General features: G+C 48.7%; 14 protein-coding genes. 3 read left to right on the forward strand and 11 right to left on the reverse strand.

Going from position 1 to position 19,387, the window contains the following annotated elements:
- The 7 genes from AC4IE7_RS19915 to AC4IE7_RS19945 form a co-directional block, all read right to left on the reverse strand.
- Positions 1 to 696, reverse strand: a complete 696-nt coding sequence (locus tag AC4IE7_RS19915; RefSeq protein ID WP_490778625.1) for a DUF484 family protein — start codon at positions 694 to 696, stop codon at positions 1 to 3.
- Complete coding sequence (dapF, locus tag AC4IE7_RS19920; RefSeq protein WP_490778626.1) at positions 693 to 1,523, reverse strand: diaminopimelate epimerase; 831 nt, start codon at positions 1,521 to 1,523, stop codon at positions 693 to 695. Before dapF ends, AC4IE7_RS19915 begins: the two co-directional genes overlap by 4 nt.
- Positions 1,520 to 1,654: an LPS translocon maturation chaperone LptM gene (lptM, locus tag AC4IE7_RS19925; protein ID WP_490778627.1), complete on the reverse strand. Its 135-nt coding sequence runs from the start codon at positions 1,652 to 1,654 to the stop codon at positions 1,520 to 1,522. The genes dapF and lptM overlap by 4 nt, the downstream gene beginning before the upstream one ends.
- 192 nt (positions 1,655 to 1,846) lie before the next feature.
- Positions 1,847 to 4,300 (reverse strand): hypothetical protein, encoded by a 2,454-nt coding sequence (locus AC4IE7_RS19930; protein ID WP_490778628.1) that lies wholly within the window; start codon positions 4,298 to 4,300, stop codon positions 1,847 to 1,849.
- The gene (locus AC4IE7_RS19935; protein WP_490778629.1) at positions 4,297 to 5,208 is read right to left on the reverse strand and encodes a hypothetical protein; all 912 of its coding nucleotides are present in this window, start codon (positions 5,206 to 5,208) and stop codon (positions 4,297 to 4,299) included. Before AC4IE7_RS19935 ends, AC4IE7_RS19930 begins: the two co-directional genes overlap by 4 nt.
- 7 nt (positions 5,209 to 5,215) lie before the next feature.
- Positions 5,216 to 6,472, reverse strand: coding sequence for a polysaccharide pyruvyl transferase family protein (locus AC4IE7_RS19940; protein WP_490778630.1), 1,257 nt, complete (start codon positions 6,470 to 6,472; stop codon positions 5,216 to 5,218).
- A complete protein-coding gene (locus tag AC4IE7_RS19945) occupies positions 6,469 to 7,554 on the reverse strand; it encodes a Coenzyme F420 hydrogenase/dehydrogenase, beta subunit C-terminal domain (protein WP_490778631.1) in 1,086 nt (361 codons plus the stop codon). The genes AC4IE7_RS19940 and AC4IE7_RS19945 overlap by 4 nt, the downstream gene beginning before the upstream one ends.
- A gap of 374 nt (positions 7,555 to 7,928) precedes the next feature.
- On the opposite strand from AC4IE7_RS19945, the gene AC4IE7_RS19950 reads away from it, so the two are divergent.
- Positions 7,929 to 8,651, forward strand: coding sequence for an SPOR domain-containing protein (locus AC4IE7_RS19950; RefSeq protein WP_490778632.1), 723 nt, complete (start codon positions 7,929 to 7,931; stop codon positions 8,649 to 8,651).
- 144 nt (positions 8,652 to 8,795) lie between these two features.
- Here AC4IE7_RS19950 and AC4IE7_RS19955 read toward each other — a convergent pair whose 3' ends face one another.
- Positions 8,796 to 14,717, reverse strand: a complete 5,922-nt coding sequence (locus AC4IE7_RS19955) for a beta strand repeat-containing protein (RefSeq protein WP_490778633.1) — start codon at positions 14,715 to 14,717, stop codon at positions 8,796 to 8,798.
- Between the two features lie 479 nt (positions 14,718 to 15,196).
- On the opposite strand from AC4IE7_RS19955, the gene xrtH reads away from it, so the two are divergent.
- Together xrtH and AC4IE7_RS19965 are read left to right on the forward strand one after the other, a co-directional pair.
- Positions 15,197 to 15,697, forward strand: coding sequence for an exosortase H (gene xrtH / locus AC4IE7_RS19960; RefSeq protein WP_490778634.1), 501 nt, complete (start codon positions 15,197 to 15,199; stop codon positions 15,695 to 15,697).
- Entirely contained in the window at positions 15,684 to 16,340 is a 657-nt protein-coding gene (locus tag AC4IE7_RS19965; RefSeq protein ID WP_490778635.1) for an exosortase H-associated membrane protein, read from the forward strand. The genes xrtH and AC4IE7_RS19965 overlap by 14 nt, the downstream gene beginning before the upstream one ends.
- A 33-nt stretch (positions 16,341 to 16,373) precedes the next feature.
- Here the strand turns inward: AC4IE7_RS19965 and AC4IE7_RS19970 are convergent, their stop codons facing one another.
- The 3 genes from AC4IE7_RS19970 to AC4IE7_RS19980 are packed head-to-tail and all read right to left on the reverse strand — an operon-like array spanning position 16,374 to position 18,870.
- Positions 16,374 to 16,898 (reverse strand): PAS domain-containing protein, encoded by a 525-nt coding sequence (locus AC4IE7_RS19970; RefSeq protein ID WP_490778636.1) that lies wholly within the window; start codon positions 16,896 to 16,898, stop codon positions 16,374 to 16,376.
- Positions 16,899 to 16,922: 24 nt separating this feature from the next.
- Positions 16,923 to 18,374 (reverse strand): methyl-accepting chemotaxis protein, encoded by a 1,452-nt coding sequence (locus AC4IE7_RS19975; RefSeq protein WP_490778637.1) that lies wholly within the window; start codon positions 18,372 to 18,374, stop codon positions 16,923 to 16,925.
- Positions 18,343 to 18,870 carry a PAS domain-containing protein gene (locus AC4IE7_RS19980; RefSeq protein WP_490778638.1) on the reverse strand — a complete coding sequence of 176 codons (528 nt, stop codon included), beginning with the start codon at positions 18,868 to 18,870 and terminating at the stop codon, positions 18,343 to 18,345. The genes AC4IE7_RS19975 and AC4IE7_RS19980 overlap by 32 nt, the downstream gene beginning before the upstream one ends.
- Positions 18,871 to 19,387: the final 517 nt, after the last annotated feature.

Genomic DNA, 19,387 nt, shown 5'->3' on the forward strand with positions numbered 1-19,387 from the left:
CTATATTCCGGGGAGAGAGACGGCCTGCAGCGTTCTGCTGATGATCTCACCAAGCCGGGTAAGGAACTCTGTGCCATGGTCGGGAGCGAAACGATTCGGGTCACAGCTGCCTATGGCCAGGAGTCCAAGCACACCGTCACTTTTTAAGGGTATCAGGGCAGTTGACTTAATACGATCACCCTCTGTGCCAAAGATATAGTCCAGCTGTTGCTGATCCATCTTCCCGCAAATAGGTTGGTTCTGATTGAAAAACTGCTCAAATGTGGCGATCTGGGTTTCAAGTGAATCTTCAAGATGATCATCGATAGTGCTTGAGGAGAATAGTCGTAGCTCTACGGCATCTGCCTTGAAGTCGTCATGAAGTTCATCCTCCAGCGCATTCAAAACCTCTTCAAATGTTGCAGCATCGATCAGCTCCAGGGTCAGGCGGTGCATACGCGCCTGCAGCTGATCATTGGATCTTGCAACTTCGACAAGCTCAGATAACTGTTGTTGGGTCTCCTTTAACTGTTTTCTGAGGGCATCAACCTGACGCTCAATCAGGGAGACAGCTGCACCGCTCTCATGGGGTATAACCATTTGTCCGAGAATTTCGGGATAACGCGAAAAAAAACCAGGGTTTTCGCCTAAATAGTCTGCGATTTGCTGATCAGTGCCATCATCCTTGATGTTGTCGTTTGGGGCTTTATGGTTCATAGCTCAATGGCTCCTTCATACACAGTCTCTGCGGGACCTCTCATGAGTACGGTTTGGCCTTCCGCAGCCCACTCTATCACAAGATCGCCACCAGGTAGGTGTACAACGACCTGTTCTTCAAGTAGTCCAAGTTGACGTCCCACTGCGACAGCTGCACAGGCACCGCTACCACAGGCCAGTGTTTCACCGGCACCACGCTCGAAAACCCGTAGTCTGACCTCTCCTGGGTTGACTACCTGAAGAAAGCCGACATTTGTGCGCTCGGGAAAGCGCTCATGCCGTTCAATCAATGGGCCAAGTGATTCAACAGGGGCAAAATCACAATCAGCGACAAGTAACACAGCATGGGGGTTGCCCATGGAAACAGCGCTGATTGTATGCTCTTCACCAGCAATATCCAGACTGTATTGATCAGATCGTTTATCAGATATGAAAGGTATTGCTTGCGGCTCGAATTGGGGTTCTCCCATATCGACCTCAACCATGCCGTTATCCAGATGATGTAATACGATTATTCCACTGGAAGTGCTAACCCTTAAGGTCTGTTGGTCACTCAACTTGTGTCTTCTTACAAATTTAGCAAAACAGCGAGCGCCATTTCCACAGGCACCGGCTTCGCTGCCATCTGCATTGAAGATTCGGTAGTGAAAGTCGGTGTTGGGTAGTTTAGCCGGCTCTACCAATAAAATCTGGTCACAGCCAATACCAAAGCGTCTGTCGGCGATGAGACGACAAGAGGATTCAGAGAGGGATACCTGTTGGTTGACTGCATCGATTATGACGAAGTCATTTCCCAATCCATGCATTTTAGTAAATTGGAAAATCATGAATCTTCCTGTTGTGATTGATCCATGGAATTTTCAGGTGGATGTTGTAGAGGGCCTTTTTGTCCACAGCTGGCAAGCGCAATCATCATTATAATAACGGTGGTGATCAACAATTGGTGGTTAGATATCATATTCTTGAGTTGTAATTTGATCGTTATTAAAAATTATAAATCTAAGGCATGACTCAGTTGTATGGTGAGCGTGAAATTAAGCTGGTCTGCCCTGTGCTTGTGGAAGTTACTCCGTACTATAGCAAAATCACCCTTTGAATTTATATCAATTAGTTTTTTGTGCTGTCACTACCCCTGTGTGACCATTCCAGACTATTTTGCGCGAAACCGGTAAGCCAGGAAAAGCGTAAACATCAGTGCTGACATACTGAGCAGAGAGAGCAGATAGAGTGTTTTTGGTTCATAACGATAGATGACTCTATCGCCTGGGCTTACTTGTATGGCAGGTAGCATATCCAAAAAAGGAGTAACAGTGGCCGGTTTGTTATTTACATAGGTATTCCAGCCGGGGTAGTGCCGTATAGGCAGAATCATCCATGTTGCTCGATCACCTGTGTATTCTAACTCATGCAGAGTAGCGTTGCTTTTAAGAAGTTGTAGGTTTGAGAAATCTGGTTTTAAGTTTTCATCCAGCTCATCAAGTGTATAACCGCTACCTTTAATGTTGGTGTTTTCCAGTAGTACCATATTATTCTCTATTCGGTGATAGATAATAGAATCGGGTAGCTTAATATTCAGATAGAATTTTACAGCGACAACTGAACTACGAGTAGCGCTACCCCGCTTGATATAAACATCATCGTTTTGCATAGGGTAGAGCCAAGCACTCAGTTTACCTCTTTGATCAGAAGGTAATGTGTGGATTTCAAGTCGATTATTATGGGTGTTCAAATGGATCCTTTTAGCGAATGTGAAATCAACCCAGCGGTTGTCACGAACTTGCGATGCTTTTACAAATGATTCAGCAATTAAAATGTTGTCGTGATAGAGGCGTAGAGCTATATCAGCATGGGCCTGCTCCATGCCATGGGTGGCAAGCTTTAAGGAGATTGCATCAATTTCCAGTGGATTTGGTAAAGCAAAATATTGTACTAGTGGGCGTTCTGGAGTGATTAGTCCTGAAGCCTTAGGAGGCGATCCAGATGTAGAGAGTACGGTACGCTGTATATTTCCCTTGGAAATAGGTTTGTTACAAGCCAGGTATTTAATAGCAAGTAGGTTGAGCATATTGGAGTCGGATTTAACGCCTTCACAATAGACTGCGGCAGCAGTACGACTACGATGAGCATTTGGAGCAAGTTTGCTTTCCATTAAATCGCGTTCAGATCGTGTTTTGAACCCATGAGCGAACCATTCTGGTATTCCATAATTACTGAATATCCCGGAGACCATATAGGAGCGGTCTGCAATCGTACTTTGCATAGGTTTCAAGTGGGTTTGCAGGTAGTCGATTGTAGGGGTCTTGGCAAAAAATGTTGATGCTGGTACAGGGCCGTTAAAATTACGGAATAAGGCGCGCATATCTAAAAATTGCACGGTAAGTAAGAGTATGATTATGCCCGTTATTAACCGGGGATTTCGTTTGCTGATTTTTGAAACAGATATCAGGTAGATAAGTTCAGCAGAAATGATTGCGAATGCCAGGGCAGATAAAATGGTCATTCTACCCCAGTTATTACTGTTGAATGTGGGAATGGCAGTGATTATCTCTTTGGGAAGTATTCCGAACGCAATCAATACTGAAATAGAGAGTAAAAGAAGAGCGAAGACGAGATTTTTTGTCAATCTTTTAAAGATCAGTAACGGAACCAGAGTCGCAAGAAATATCAAAGGAATGATACCGATGTAAACGGTTCTCTCGACATTGGCATATTTGGTGAATAGTGGTTTTACATAATTGATTAAGTGATGTGCTTTGAGGGGGGTTCCACCATGTCGAGACTCCACAGCTTGAGTGAATTGCAACATTTCATATAGTGAATAAATTGAGAATGAAGTAATTAAAAAAGCCACGATGATGGCTGTGCCCAAGTATAATGCATTGAGACTGACGTTCTTAAGGCCATCTTTCCAGGGCGCAAAAATGGGGAAGAGAATTGCCAGAGCGAAAAAGCCATAGACGGCTACACTGGGAAAACCACCAAATATCATCAGTGCAGAGACAATGGCGAGCCAGGGTAGATAGATAAGCCTTTGTGAGATGAGGTATTGATAACTTAGCCACATCAACCAGGGAATCCAAATGCTGGTTGATACATGTGCCCAATAGAACCAAGCGGCATGAAAACCGGAATAGGCAAAAACCATTGCACCAAAAGTGGCGGCCAGTCGGCTTTTGGTCATGGAAAAGAGTAACAGATAAGCGCCAGTTGCGGCGATTAACAGATTAGTCAGAAGAGCAAAATAGTAGCCAGTTGCATTGTCACTGATGCTTGCGAATAGAGCGAAGGCTGGGGTAAATACAGCAGCAGGCAACCACTGCATGCCTGGTATGCCATTGATCGGATTTGGGTTCCAAATCGGTAGTTCGCCATTTCTAAGTGCGGTTTTTGCATGGATCCAACGGGGCATTCTGGCATCAAGGATGTCAGTGCGTGCCGGGTGTCTTGTTTTGATGTCTATACCAAGGTTTTGCCAGCCCGGTTGATTTGCCAATATATCGGTAGGTGCAACGGTTTCACCTGCGAAGGGATTTGCACCAAGTATCACTATTGAACTGATAACTATGAAGATGTACGGAAGAAGTCTATGGATGAGGGGTGTCATGTGGTTTTACTTTCCTTAGTATACCGAACGGATAGGTAGCTGGAGATTAGTACCAAAAATATCTCCGAAACAATATAAAAGAGTCTGTTTATAGTTGCCAGAATAATTGATGTGTTGGCATCGAGGTATGGCAGCAGTCCCATTACCAGAACCGCCTCTCGAATACCTATGCCAGCTGGAGCAAAAGGCACAGCAAACCCCAACGCATAACTCAGTGCATAGAGCCCTATGATATAGACAAAAGAGAGTTCATTGGAAGTGAAGGGTAAAAGTGTAATCCAGAACGAAAAGCCAAGGCAGATCCAAATTATGGAGACCACCAGTGTAATGCCCGGGCTGAACATAAAGCGCATTGCATATTTGATCAGGATTTTTTTGAACAACAGTGTTATTAATACAATCAGGCCTGCAAGTGTTAATAATGTATAGGGGTGGGTTAGAGGTCTTGGCAGATCGGAAAGTAGTTGAATCAAAAGCTGATGCTGTACAAGCAGTATCAAGCATAGGCCAATAGCCAACGCACTGAAAACTACCCAGAAGGTCTCCAGTAACAGGGTATCCCTGATTTTGTCATTGCTTATATTCTCTTCCCGATAAAAGCTTATCCGGCCTACAAATTGCCAGATAGAGCCGGGTATATATTTACCAAGCTGGGTGACATTGTAGATAATAAAACATCGAAAGTAAGTGAGATTGACCTGGTATCGTTGCAAAGCCAGATACATCGCCTGGACAAGAAAAAACTTCGCAACAACAATTGATGAGAAGGCGATAAAAAGCGTAGTCACAGGTAGCTTTTGAATTACTGAAGCAGCAGTCTGCAGGTTCTTATAGAGAAAGAGAGTAATGAAAGTAATTACCATCAGCCACCATATAGACTTCAATACGGTTTTGAGTTTCTGTTTCACAGGGGTATCAGTCCAGGTTGTTAAACAGATACTCAAACTGTCTAAAAGATGAGTCTAAATTGGGTTGTAGATGCTGTTCCAGCTTGTGAGTGATAGTGCTGTCATCTTTGATGATTGATTCGATGGCGTTTAAAATGGCAGACATGTCAACTTGCTTGAAATCATAAACCAGCTCCCCCAGCTCAAAAGAGTCCATGACCTCTCTGTATTTGTGACTCCAACCCAGTACTATGACGGGCTGTTTTGCAGAGAGTGCTGCGATCATGGCATGAAATCTTGAAACCATCAGGGCTTTGCAAAATGGCATTAATTGCTTGATGCCGTTTGTGTTGATATCGAAATCCACAGCATATATTTGCTCAGCCGGGGCACCTGCGGAAATGAGCCGTTCAGCAATAATTTTTATAACCGGAAGGTCATTGTTTCGAAGTTTGCTTCCCTGATTATTGCGGGTTGCATTTGGAAACAGCAGGATCGTATTGCCTTGTTGGATGAGTTTCTGGCAGAGGGAGGTCAAACTTTCGTTGTAGCCATCTCCATCATTAAGGCTCTTGGCGGCAAGCACGCTACTTGGGCAGACCCCGATTAAAGGCTGTTGCTCATCTTTCAGCGCGACTATCAGTTGATCGACCTGCTTCTGGTTTTCAGTGGAGAGGCTATATTCCTGTCGATGCCTGAAGGCAACATCTGCAATCGGTGTGGGATAGAGACTATCGAGTTTAAGGCTCTGCAGATGCTGATGCGTACCTTCGCCTCTTGCAAATACCTGTTTGCAAAGCCTTAAGGTGGGCTTGGCGAGAAGACGATTGAGAGGATTATTAAAAGGGCCCAGTGCCTGTGAAAATTTCACTACTGGGGTATTGAGAATGAATGCAGGTGCAAGGGTTAATACGTTATAGGGCAGAAATTTTTCTCTGCCATCGATAAATGCGACGCCGGCAAGATCAATCAGTACATCAGACTGATTTAAAGCCTGTAAAGCACCGGGAAAAAACCTCAGCAGTTTATTCAGGAGAGGTAGTTTAAAAAATGCAAAGATTATCGAAAAGGGAAAAAGCAGTGTCACAATTGAAAGCGGGGTAGCACTGTAGATATGCACCCTGGCATCCCCATTAAGCTCACGATCTTGTTCTGGATAGTAGGAGAAGACATTGAAACGACAATCTGGATATCGGTTACGTATTTCACCAATTGTGGTTGTCAGCATGGCTTCTGCGCCACGGTTTCCGCTGATCGTGGCGGCAATGATTGAAACAGACTTCATGGCAGGGATTCGAGTCCTTTGCGAAAATAGAGCAGGATCTTGAGTATCGGCCTGGGTAGTTTGAAAATCAGGGCTTTCCAGCGTTTGTTCTCACTCCAGCGCATATTGAACAGTGACATTAAGGCCGTGATCCACTCATGCCAGGATACCTTGGTTTTTGTCTTGTCGGGGATCTTATATCCCATTAGACCAGCCACCCGACTTCGGGCGCTCACATTGTAGTGATAGGGTGCTGACCTGGCCTGGCCATCAAGAATATCTGTTATGTCGAGGTCAGTGCTGACAATGCGATTACTTTCTAGCGCAATCGACCAGGCACGCTCTCCAGCATCGGTGCGAACGATGAGTCCGGTCTTTTTGATGGGATCGTCCTTGAAGCGATAGGCCCAGACATCGCCCAAAGAAATATCTGCGTGATAGCCAAAGTGGTCATGGCAAACCAAACACTTTTTCTCTGAGTAAAAAAACAGATTCTGATAGAGGCTGAAGTAGGAAAAGGGCTTCTTGATTGTTGTTTTGTTGTCGAAAATCGCTTCCAACTGCCCACGCCAGTGGCCTCGCCGAAAACGGTAGCTCTGCAAAGTTCCGCCAGCCTGATTTTCGAGTTTTCTGGTAATGCCATCGATCAGCTCTGTGCGGGAATTGTGACCGCAAACCAAAGCGATTTTGAGGCGTACCTTGCTCGCCAGCTGTGGATCTTTATCGATCCAGCGGGACAAGTTGGTGATGTCGCAGGGCAATCCAACTACTGCGACAGTGCCATCGAAACCCCTGATCAGAGGCAGCGCCTCTTTCATGAAGGCGGTCTCAACATACTTGCTGCCCTGAGCGTCAAGGATCTCCTGTTCAGAGCAGGCAATGGAGAAGTGAGCTCTGACTTTGCCAGCCTCTATGCTGGTATTACAGACCAGTGCCCCGGTGATCTCCCCAGCCTTGAGTAACTCGATCAACAGGGCTGAACCGACACCGCCCGAGGCGGCATTGGTGCGCACCGCTGGATCTTCAGCATAGGCGTGGTAGAGCTTTTGATACCCGCCAACAAGCTGATTGATCTTCTCTTCAGACCATTCTTTTTTCAGCAATCTGTCAGTCAGTTTATTAAGCATGTCAGGGGGGTTAGGCTTTTCAGGATGGTTGGCTGAATTTTGAAGCTCGCCATCTTAGCATACAAAATCCAGAGCACCGATAGACAGATCCAGGAGGGCAGAGATGATCAAGTCGTGTGAAACGCGCAACCAATAGGGCGACGGTAGGATAACTATCAGGTTCTACGTGGCCTGTCGATGTGAATATTTCGCTAGCATGAAGTTAAATCCTACTCTAAGAATTATAGTATCGGAGGATATATTAGAAAGTAACTGTTGAGCGGGATGTTACTGTTTTAAAGTAAGCTCAACCAATAATGCAGTTAGAAAAGGGATGAAGTTCACTAACTTGGCAATTGTGGAGAACTGAAATGACCAGGGAAATAAAGATTGGCTGCAGTATCGGAGCAATGGCTGGAATCACACCACTACTGGTTAGTTTAATCAGTGTCGATGTAGGCTTGATCGTTGAGGCGTTTGTACCGGCGATTGTCATCGGCTACCTGTTGAAAGCCTTTGGGCTGATGGTATTGGGTGCTTTTGTGGTTTTTGTTAATTCTGAAAGTGATTACAAAAAAGCTTTTCAACTTGGACTGATGGCGCCGGCTTTGGTGGTTGGAACCATTAATGCGAATAATTTCAGGGATGCAAAGCAGGAGATGATCGAGTTGGAAGCTGAGTTTGGAACTCATACGCCAATTAGCATTTCGCCTGAGCATGGCGCTGCAGAAATTATTGGTGATATTTTGTCATCCCTTATCGGAAATGCATATGCCGACAATGAAAACATGTTGATCGGAAAACATGAGAACCCATCGACGAGTAAACTGATCTGGTATGGCATTTCAGGAAAGGTCTCTGATGGATGGTTTGTGATTGTAGGGAAACATGAAAATAAGAGCGATGCCTACACACAGGTTATGCAATTGAAGGATAGCGGGTATAGCGCACGGGTTGTTCAGGACAAGAAACATGAAGAGGGTTATGTCGTTGCGATAGGTTCATATCTAAACCTGAAAGATGCCAAGGTATTGCATAAAAAGGCGATACGGGATGGACTCTCCAGGCATCCATATTTGTGGAAATGGAAGTGATTATCTGATTCCACGGTCGATATCACGCTTGTCAGTCCTTAATGGTGCGGCAGGGCCGCACCCTACGATTTTTTCCAGTTAGCGTAGGGTGGGGCCATGCCCACCAAGAAGCCTATGCGATACCCCGACAGGGATTAAATAACACTAACCCTGCAGCGGTTTACGGATCTGATAAGTTGCAATAAAGCCCAATAACATAACCATCAGCAGCAGCCCCCAGAAACCGGTAACAGGAATACTCACCGGCTCATAGGTCACATTCAACACAGCACTACCAGGATTGGGGTTGTCCCCAAGATCGGTGGTCAATCCACCGGCTGGAATTGTGTTGGTGTAGGCACTGACCACACTCGATGTAATATCGACAGAGATGGTGCAACCACCGGGCTGTATGCTCGCGCCATTCTGATAGACCAGCGTGTTCCCCCCTGCTACAGCAACCACATTGGCCAGTGTACATCCTGGGCTGACCTGAATGTTCGGGTCATCAGCAACCACCAAATCTGCTGGAAAGCTATCCGTCAGATCTGCCGCCAGTATCGCAGCAACTGCATTCAGATTGGTCAGGCTGATGGTGAGTGTTGCAATACCGTTGGGGCGTATGCTGCTGGGTGAGATGCTTTTGCTCAAGTCGGGCAGAATAGGGGTAACGGTGAGATTGCTCGATGTGGCGACGATGTTGTTACCGATATCAGTCTGCAGGCCATTGATGGCAATCGTATTGGTATGGGTTGCCAGGGCGACAGAGGTGACGTCGACGCTGATTGAGCACCCCCCATTGGCTGGAATCACCGCACCAGTGAGATAGGTAATTGTATTACCCCCTGGCGCGGCCACTACGCTGGCAATATCGCAACCTGCTGAAGCCTGGATATTGGGTGTTGCGGCGATCTCTACCCCGGCTGGCAGGCTATCAACCAAATCAGCTGTAAGGGTGGCGGCGGTAGCGTTACCGTTACCAAAGGCGATGGAGAGTGTTGCCAGGCCACCAGAGGAGATGGTGGTTGGTGCGAACTGCTTGCTGACACTAGGGGGTTGCGGCGGATTGACAAACAGGTCGGCACTGGTTGGTGCGCCATTGTTTCCAAGGTCGGTCTGCAGGGCACCTGCAGCAATCGTATTGGTCCATGGCCCCCCTGAAATGGCGGAGGTCACATCAATGGCGATAGAGCAGCCGCCGGAAGGAATAGTCGAGCCATTGGTATAAGTGATGGTGTTGAGGGTGGTCTGCACTGTACCTGGGCAACTCGTTACCAGGTTAACTGGTGTTGCGACTTCGATATTTGCAGGCAGGTTATCCACCAGGTCTGCGCCAAGGGTGGCAACCTGTGCATTGTCGTTACCCAGGTTCAGGGTCAATCTGGAGGTTTCTCCTGGATTGATGGTGATCGGAGTAATGGATTTACCCAGGGTTGGAGCAAGAGGTGCGGTGACAATCAGGCTCGCAGTCGCTGGCTGGGGGTTGCTGCCACCACTGGCGGTGGATAGATCACCGATGGCAATGGTGTTGTTATAGCTGCCTGCACTGGCTGAGGTGACATCGAGGATGATGGTGCAATTACCTGCAGGTATGCTGGCCCCGTTGGCATAAACGACTGAATTGGTTCCAGCTGTTGCGGTGACACTGCCCAGAGTACAGCTGCCGGCAAGGTTGACTGGATTGGCGATTAGCAGACCTGCAGGAAAGGTGTCGGTGAAATCGGCATCCAGGGTCAAGGGTCCTGGGTTCGGGTTTTCCAGTGTCAGGGTGAGCGTGGAAGTGCCGTTGATGTCGATGGTTGTGGGGGCAAAGGCTTTGCTGATACCGGGAGCAGCATCAATCAGTGCCCCGACACCCAGTGTCGCGACGGCGGGTTGTGGGTTATCACCAGAGGAGGTTGTGAGTTGTCCTGCAGCAATGGTGTTGACATAGGAGCCATCCACCGCAGAGGTGACATCAACGGAAATGGTACAACCACCAGCGGGGATGCTTGCGCCATTGGCATAGCTGATCTGGATGTCACCTGGAGTGGCGGTAACCACTCCCGGACAGGTGGTGATCAGGCCATTTGGCGTTTCAACCAAAACGTTACCTGGCAGAGCATCGACCAGTTGGCTGGTAAGGGTAATCGCATTGGTGTTGCTGTTACCCAATGAGATGGTCAGGGTAGAGGTTTCATTGGTATTGATTGATGCCGAATTGAAGGCCTTGCTTATGGTTGGCGGTGCCAGCACTTCAAGGTCAGCATTGGCGGGTGCGGGGTTGCTTACCCCCTGATCCGTGGTAATGGCATTGGCGCCAATGGTATTGGTCAGCGTGCCGGTGATTGATGCGGTGACATCGGCACTGAAAGTACAGCTGCCACTGGCCGGGATGGTTGCGCCGCTGAGGGTGATTTCATTATCCCCGGCAGTGGCAGCTACCGCACCATCTGCGCAGGTTGTGGCTGTGGTTGGTGCGGAGTAGACAGCCACCCCGACAGGCAGCGTATCGGTCAGTGATGTTCCTGTTAGCGCAACAGCGGAATTGTTGGTGACCGTAACAGTTAGGGTTGTGCGTTCTCCAGTGCTGACGGTAGCCGGGGCAAAGGATTTAGCGATTGTCGGCTCAAGGATGACATTCAGTTCAGCGGAAACGTCGTTTTCATTGGTCGCACCCTGGTCAGTGGTAATCGCCTCTTGCAGTATGAGATTGTCATAGACACCCACTAAAGCAGCTGTGACATCCACCTCGATTATACAGGAGGTGCCTGGGAGCATTGTGCCGCCAGAAATGGTGATCGCCTGGGTAGTTGTATTGACGTTCAATGTTGCGTCGGCGCAGGTGGTGGCAGCGTTTGGTACAGGTGCGAATACCAGGCCGGCAGGCAGTGGGTCGGTAAAACTGACACTGGTCAGGGTTACCGGTGAGACGGCATTGGCGTCAAAGGTGCTTATCAATTCAAGGCGTAACCTGGAGACAGCACCGGCTGGGATATAGGCAGGTGAGAAGCCTTTGGTCAATCCAAGACCCTGCAGGGTGGAGAGGGAGGCCTGGGTACCCAGGGCATTGGTATACCCCTCCTCACTGGTAATCACGCCCGCAGGAATAAAGTTGGTGAGATTGAGGAAGCGCATAGAGGTTGTTGTGACAAAGACCTGGCAGATATCGTTGGGTAGTAATGTTGCACCCACAAGACCAACACTATCGCCGCCTGCTACTGCGGTCACTGTGCCGCCCAGACAGTTAGTGTTGGCGTCTGGCACAGGATAGACCACGATCCCATCCGGAAAAATATCGGTAAACGCCACATCATGTATGGTGGCGCCTGAGCTGTTGATGACATCAATGGTCAGCAGTGAAGGCGTACCACCGGTAACGATGATCGGATTAAATGCTTTATTGATGCCGACATCAGCACTGGCCGAGGTCAATGTTGCAGATACAGGGGTGCTGTTGGATGAACCTTCAGCACTGCTGATATTGCCAGCCGGGATGGTATTGCTCCAAGGGCCTGCTGCAGATGTGGTGACATCGAAGGCGAAATCGCAGTTGGCTCCTGCAGGGAGATTTGCACCCTGAAGTTGAGCGCGGGTTGCACCCGGGTTGACCACCAGTGTTGTTGTTCCACCACAGGATGTGCTGGCATTGGCTGGGTTTGCAATGGTCAGGCCGGCAGAGAAGGTGTCATCATCGATGGTTACATTGGTCAATGCTCCGGAGGAGTTGTTCATCACATTGATGGTGACTCGGGAGCTACCGCCTGAAGCTGTGCTTGTTGGCTGGAATGACTTGCTTGCAGAGATCCCGGCATTGATGTTCAAGGTGTCTGACACCGCTGAGGGAATGGTGCCTGCACTGGAGCTGAAATCGGCAGGATTAATGGTATTCAGATAGCTGCCAGGGGTGGTGCCGGTGACTTGCACCGTAATCTCGCATTGGGTCTGAACAGAACCGTTGGGGCGCGGGTTGACGGTGCCACCAGAGAGGATCACCTGGTCATCGCCAGGGAACGCCTGCAGGGTTCCGCCGCAGGAATTGGTGGCTGCGGGGTTGGCGGCCAGGGCGATGCCGACTGGGAGATTGTCGGTAAGATTGACGGCGGTCAGCTGGTTCAGAGTGCGGTTGCGAACCCTAAGTCTCAGGGTCGAAGTCTGTCCTTCAGCGATCGGATCGGGGGAGAAGGACTTGGTAACAGAAACAACATCAACGGTAGTGACATTGACTGCAGGACTGGGTGAGGGGTTGACGACACTGCCACCAGGACCGTTGCCGGTGCCGCCAACGCCGTTGACACCATCCCAGGTGGGGATCTGATTGCTGAAGACGAGACCGGTTGTCGCTGTAAGAGGCAGGCGGGCTCGAAATACCAGAGTACATGTCCCAGGTGAGGCTCCTACGCCTGCGGGTGCGGTACCACCAGTCCATAATAGTTCGGCATCGCCATCTGCGCCGGTGTAGACCCCGCCGGCACAGCTGTTGGAAACCGGAATCCCAGCAGAATCATCCAACACCATCTGGTTACCACCGCTATTGGGTAGGGTGTCCCTGAAACTGAGGTTGGTGACATCTGCTCCAGACCAGTTGTTGATGGTGACGCTGAATTGAGTCCACTGTCCGGGGGCAACCTGGTTTACAGAGACTGTTTTATCAATGGTCAACTGTGCATTGACATCGATCACATCGCTCGCTGTGGGGCTGGAATGACCAACAGGGTTCACTACCGCATCGGCAGGGATAGTGTTGGTGTGAGCGCCGTCTGTTGTTGAGGTGACATAGGCAGTGATGGTGCACTTGCCATTGGCGCCGGAGCGTTGTCCGGCGACTGCGGTACTGAGGAGGATACCGGTATCACCCTGATCCAGTGGGTTAGTTGCGGCATCGGTCAAGTTGCCGTTTGCCGAACCAGCGCCATCGCAGACTACACTCGGATCTGCCGGTGCCACTGTAGAGGTATCTACGATGGATAGGGTTGTGCCGGTCAAGTCGTCGAGGAAGCTGGTAATCGGCAGGGTGTTATCGGTGCTGTTGTTATTGATGACGATGGTCAGCAATGAAGGCTGGCCAGCGGGTATGGTATCCGGAGTGAATGTTTTTGAGACTGAGATTGGTGTATTGACAGTGACATTGCGGCTGAAAACAGGGCTGGTTAGTCCTCGTGTATTCCCTATCGCCCCCAACGGCAGGCTGTTGTTAAACAGTTGACTGGTACCAACGATTGTCGGAACGGTCACATCGACACCAATGGTGCAATTTCCAGACTCACCGATGATGCCTCCGGTGAGTGTAATGGTATCTGTACCCGGTGTAGCGGTAATCGTGCCATTGGAGGCGCCGGCGCCACTACAGGCAATGCTGCTGTTTGCTGGGTTGGCTACCACCATTCCGGCAGGCAGGGTGTCGGTAAAGGTGGTGAGTGGCAGGGTAGCGCCAGCGTTCGGATTGCTCAAAACAATGCTCAGGTTCGTCGCATCTCCGGCAATTGCCGGAGAGGGGTTGAAGGTTTTGTTACCGGTTGGGTTGAGCAGGGTGCTGACCACCAAAGTCGCATTGGCTGGCGTGGCATTGGAGACCGGGACGCCGTTCTCCAGTGCAGAATAACCCGCAGTGACTGCATCAGGTCTGGCGGGAGGAACCAGTGCAGGAATGTTGTTGATGTAGGTGCCAGGGGTGGTAGAGGTGACAGAGAGCTCAAAAAAGCACTGTCCGTCGGTCAATCCTACTCGGGCTGGAATGGTGCCACTGGTAAGCACAATGTCTGAGGTTCCAGGAACAGCGGTGACGCCGGTAAAGCCGCAGGTATTGGTTATATTGGCTGGGTTGGCGATAGTGATCTGGGGAAGCAGTCGAGAAGTGACCTCGGCTTCAGTAAGGCTTACCAATGCATCATTAGCGATTTCGATTCTGTATGTGGGGGTATCACCAGGATCGATGGTTGCAGGATTGAACAGATGATTGATGGTGGTCGTCGCTGAAACCAGGCCGGGTGACATCAACAGCATGGCGATGAGAAATTTTCCTCTCATGCTTACTGTTATTGGTGCTTTTTTTAAGTTGTAGTTTTGTAGGGCGGTTTTTTTAAACGGGGATGAGATATCGAACTTCATAAAGAGTCTCAAATAGACATCCCTGTGTCGTGATTTCCCGGATCCCTGTTCAGGAAAAAAGGGGGTCTAAATAAGTAAATGGAGCGTTACAGGCTCGTTGCTACAAAATGTTCAGTACCAACAGATCAAATAAACACTGTTTACATCAGTGGCAAAAATAGCAGTCACCCTACAGCTAAGCAATAGCGTAGCTTGAGATTTAACAAAAAAAGCAGTTGGCTCCTATAGATGTCTGTTATTATTGATTTAATTTATTACTATTTGCTGGGTTGGAGATTTAATATCCTTAAGGGTGGCTGATTAACCTGAGCATCCCCGGGTTAGGATAAGCTTTATCATTGACTGCACAGCTATCTGCTGTAGTCGGCATCGTGAAGTGCAAGTGAACAGACTACTCAGTCCAGCTGCCCTTTTTAGGTTAATTCCTCACTGAATGCATCACCGTCAGCAATACAATCGATTCTAATGAGAACTGGACTATGCTTCGATTTGCCCTGGTCTTTACTGTCCTCCTGATTAGCCTTTTTACCTTGGAGTTGCTGCCATTTGGCCAGCAGTGGGTGGTAATTCCAGTTACCGCATTCATTGCGAAAAGCAGTGCCTGGATTGTGCAGTTATTCGATCAGGATGTAATCGCCTATGGGATCATTCTGCAGGACAAGGTAAGTGGATTTGCCGTCTCAATCGAGGCGGGGTGTAACGGCGTGGAGGCGAGTATCGTCTTGATCGCTGCGATGCTCGCTTTTCCAGCTTCCTGGCGTTTGAAGCTGATAGGAATTGGGATTGGAATCATCGCCATTCAATCGATGAATCTGCTGAGAGTCATCAGCCTTTTCTATCTGGGACAGTGGAGCCAAACTGCATTCGAGTGGGCCCACCTCTATATCTGGCAGTCGCTGATCATTCTCGATGTATTGGTGGTGTTTTTGATTTGGTTGCGCTATCTGCCCAGGAAACAGATTGAAAATGCTCCAGTTTAGATCCTTGAACCCGGTTGCCGGTTTTATTCTCAGGGTTATTATCTGGCTGCCGGTATGTCTTGCTGGCTGGTACTATCTGGCACCCAGTCTGGTCTGGCCCGTCTCCCTGCTCAGTGATTGGTTATTGACCGCGCTTTTCCCAGATCTCATTCAAGGCGTAGAGCAGTTGGGTGATCGCCTGGATATCGTCACCCTGCTACCTCTTCCGGCAGAATTAATGAAGGGCCTGCAACCGGGGAGTGGTGGTGATCTGGTGTTCACTATCAATCCATTGATCTACAGCTACGGTCTACCCCTTTTTACTGCCTTGGCAATCGCTGCACCCGAGAACCCATCTGATGAAGATATCAAATGGCGCAACTGGTTATGGGGTCTGCCCCTGTTACTGGCTGCACAGGTTTGGGGAATCTGTTTTGATGTGCTCAAAACCCTGCTCTATACATTGGGCCCAGAAATCTCCAATCAGATCTCTTTCTCCTCATTGGAAAAGGATGGCGTGGCACTAGGCTATCAGTTGGGTTATCTGATATTCCCCTCTGTGCTACCTCTGACCATCTGGGTCGTGCAATATCGGGCCTATCTTGCCGATATGGTATGGGGTTCGCCAACAACTTTTGCTGAGCCGAAGTCAGATGATACGTGAAAACTCTAAACGATTCGTCAAAGCTCAATCTGCTCAGTGACCAAGTGTGTGGATGAACTCCTCGTAGGTGGTTCCTTTGCTCTTTAGGAGATCCACCAGCCAATTCAGAGAAGCATTCGGTGCATCTCTGGGGCCGGCCTGTTGTTCAATGCGCAACATCTCCTGATAGACCGGAGTTATCGCGTCTATACCGCTGCGACTGGGTTTGCGCCGGACGGAGAAATAGCCTATTGGCTTACCATTATGATCTAAGTCGACGGTGACATTGGCGAACACCCAATAATAGTCACCGTTCTTCGCCATGTTCTTTACATAGGCGAAACACTCCTGGCCCGATTCGATCACACGCCACAGCAGGTGAAACACCCCGCGTGGCATATCGGGATGACGGATGATGTTATGTTGGACATTAAGCAGTTCCTGCTCGGTATAGCCGGCAATGCTCATGAATATTCGGTTGGCGTAGGTAATACGTCCTTTAAGATCCGTTTTAGAGACGATGAAATCGTTGTCATCCATGACTATTTCCTGGTTAGTCGGTGTGACATTCGGTTTCATGGGGGCTCCTAGGGTCTGTTAGCACTAACTGTGTTTTTCGGTGATCATGGCGTCGATGCGATCCATCACGCGGTCACTGGCTTCCTCCATATGCCGATAGTTTTTGAGAATCTTCTGCAGCAGCGATTTGTCTTTCTCCCAGTCCTGAGATAGCAGCTCTAGCGCGGTATGGCCTGCATTGTGTACATGACTGTGCGGCTCTTCCAACTCTTTGAATGCCCTTAAATGACCAAAGGATTCCTGGCCATACCCTTCGTAATACCACTTGCCCAGACGACAGCTATGGTGATCCACCTTCACAGATTGGGCATCGTCATTATCTGTGCCGGCATGGAAGGATTTATAGGCCTTCTGCTTATAGATCATGTGATCCACTTTAATCAGTGATGCGTAACAGATGTCGTGGGCATAATCGACTGAGGTGTAGGTATTCTGAGCCTGGTGGGCGAACTCATCAAAGTTATTACTCATCGCCTCTACCGTTTGATGTACATCATTGGCCATGGTGAGCATTTCGTTGGAATTCGTCTGCATTACCTCCGTTTCCTTCTGGAAGGTGTTGACAACATCACGTATCTCGTCTGTCGCATTTTTTGTGCTCTCAGCCAGTTTTTTCACTTCATCGGCAACCACAGCAAAACCACGCCCATGCTCTCCGGCACGTGCGGCTTCGATAGAGGCGTTAAGTGCCAATAGATTTGTTTTGTCAGCGATCTCACTGATCATGCTCAGGATGCCGGTAATCTCATCACTCATAGCGTTGAGTTGAGCCATGGTCTGGTGGCTCTGTTCAATCATACCCAGGGTGCGGTTCTGCGCATCTACGACCTGAGATACTGCGCCCTGGCTCTCCTGCGCCTTCTGCATATTTTCTGTGGCGATGGTCGAAACCTTCTGCATTTCGTCGGTGATACGCGTCAGATCGTTCTGACTCAGCAGCAGATTGCTCATGGTCTGATTGGTATTCAATTCCTGTAACTCGGCCGCCTTTTCATTGCGCATGATATAAGCCGCATTGTCGGCCATGGCATCCAGAGACTTGTTGATACGATCCAGAGTTTTTGCCAGTTCGCCATGCAGACCTGCTGGCATGGTGCGACGATAGTAGTGACCTTCCGATACCAGTTCGAAGCTGCTTTTCACCTCTCGAAAAAAGGTTTCAAGCTGGTCCAGGGATTCGTTCAGATTCCAGGCGATATGGCCCGCCTCGCCCATCCAGGGAACCAGTGTAATACGTGATGTGAATTGACCGTCAAGCACCTCATCGAGCACCTGTTCAGTCTGTTTCATCACATAGAAGGGCATTTTCATTCGATGGATGATGAGTGCGCTTGTGGCCAAGGCTGCCAGTGGGAATATCCAATGCCAATGGTGATAACCATCACCCAGTAAGGAAGAGAAGACGCTGGCAAAGGTAAGTACTGCAAAAATCAGAACAAAGATTTTAAGTCTGGTGGCTAAATACAAACGTTTCATAATTCTCGAATCCTTGGTCTTGAATAGCCTCATTCAATACTTCAGTGGAGGCGACAATTGCGTCTTTCGTACCGCTGACGGATTCTGCTGACAACATCTGTCGATAGAGTCCGGAAAAAAAGTCCACCGCCTCCCTGCTAGGTTTTCGTCGTACCGAAAAATAACCGATGACTCGATCCTGGGCATCGTAATCAGGAGTTATATTTGCCAGAACCCAGTAGTGATCGCCGTTCTTGCAAAGGTTTTTCACAAAGGCAAAACACTCTTGCCCTTGAGTGATGCTGCGCCATAAAACATGAAACAGACCTCGCGGCATGTCCGGATGGCGCAGAATATTGTGCTGCTGTCCCAGCAGTTCATCCTCCCGGTAACCACTGATTTTCATAAACAGTCTATTTGCATAGACAATTTTTCCCTTGGGGTCAGTTTTTGAGACGATAAAATCGTGCTCGTTGACCTGTACTTCCCGGTTTGTTGGAACGATCCTGTTTTTCATGCCTCTATTATCTCCCTATGAATCCCTGGCTACTCTGTTTTTAGTCGACAGATCCGGCTTTTTCTTTACCCTCTTTTTCTGCTTGATGAAGACAAGAGTCTTCTGCTTCCATAAATAGTAGGCAATTAAATACTAACACCAAATGCTTGATGTAAACCCTATTCCGTCAGAGGGTGTTGTAAAGGCAAGCTGTGAATATATCGTAAATAGATTTTGAGCATAAAAGAACGCAAGTTAATACACGTTTCACCTCCCCCTAATTGGTGGGGCATGGCCCCTCAACCCCTATACAGACAGGTTGGGTGGGGCCATGCCCCACCAAAAGTGGTTGGAAGCAGACAAATAGCGGATGATCACTCAAGTTTTGAATGAAAATTTCTGCAACTTATCACTATTTCCCAGCTTATATGGTGGGGCATGGCCCCACCCTACGGGTTTTGCGACACGGAGAGTGTTTGTAAGCGTGCTTCAGGGTTAATGGGGCAGGGCGCACCCTAAGCAAATGCGTACGGTAGGG

The organism is Candidatus Thiodiazotropha sp. AKAK3, assembly GCF_058244645.1.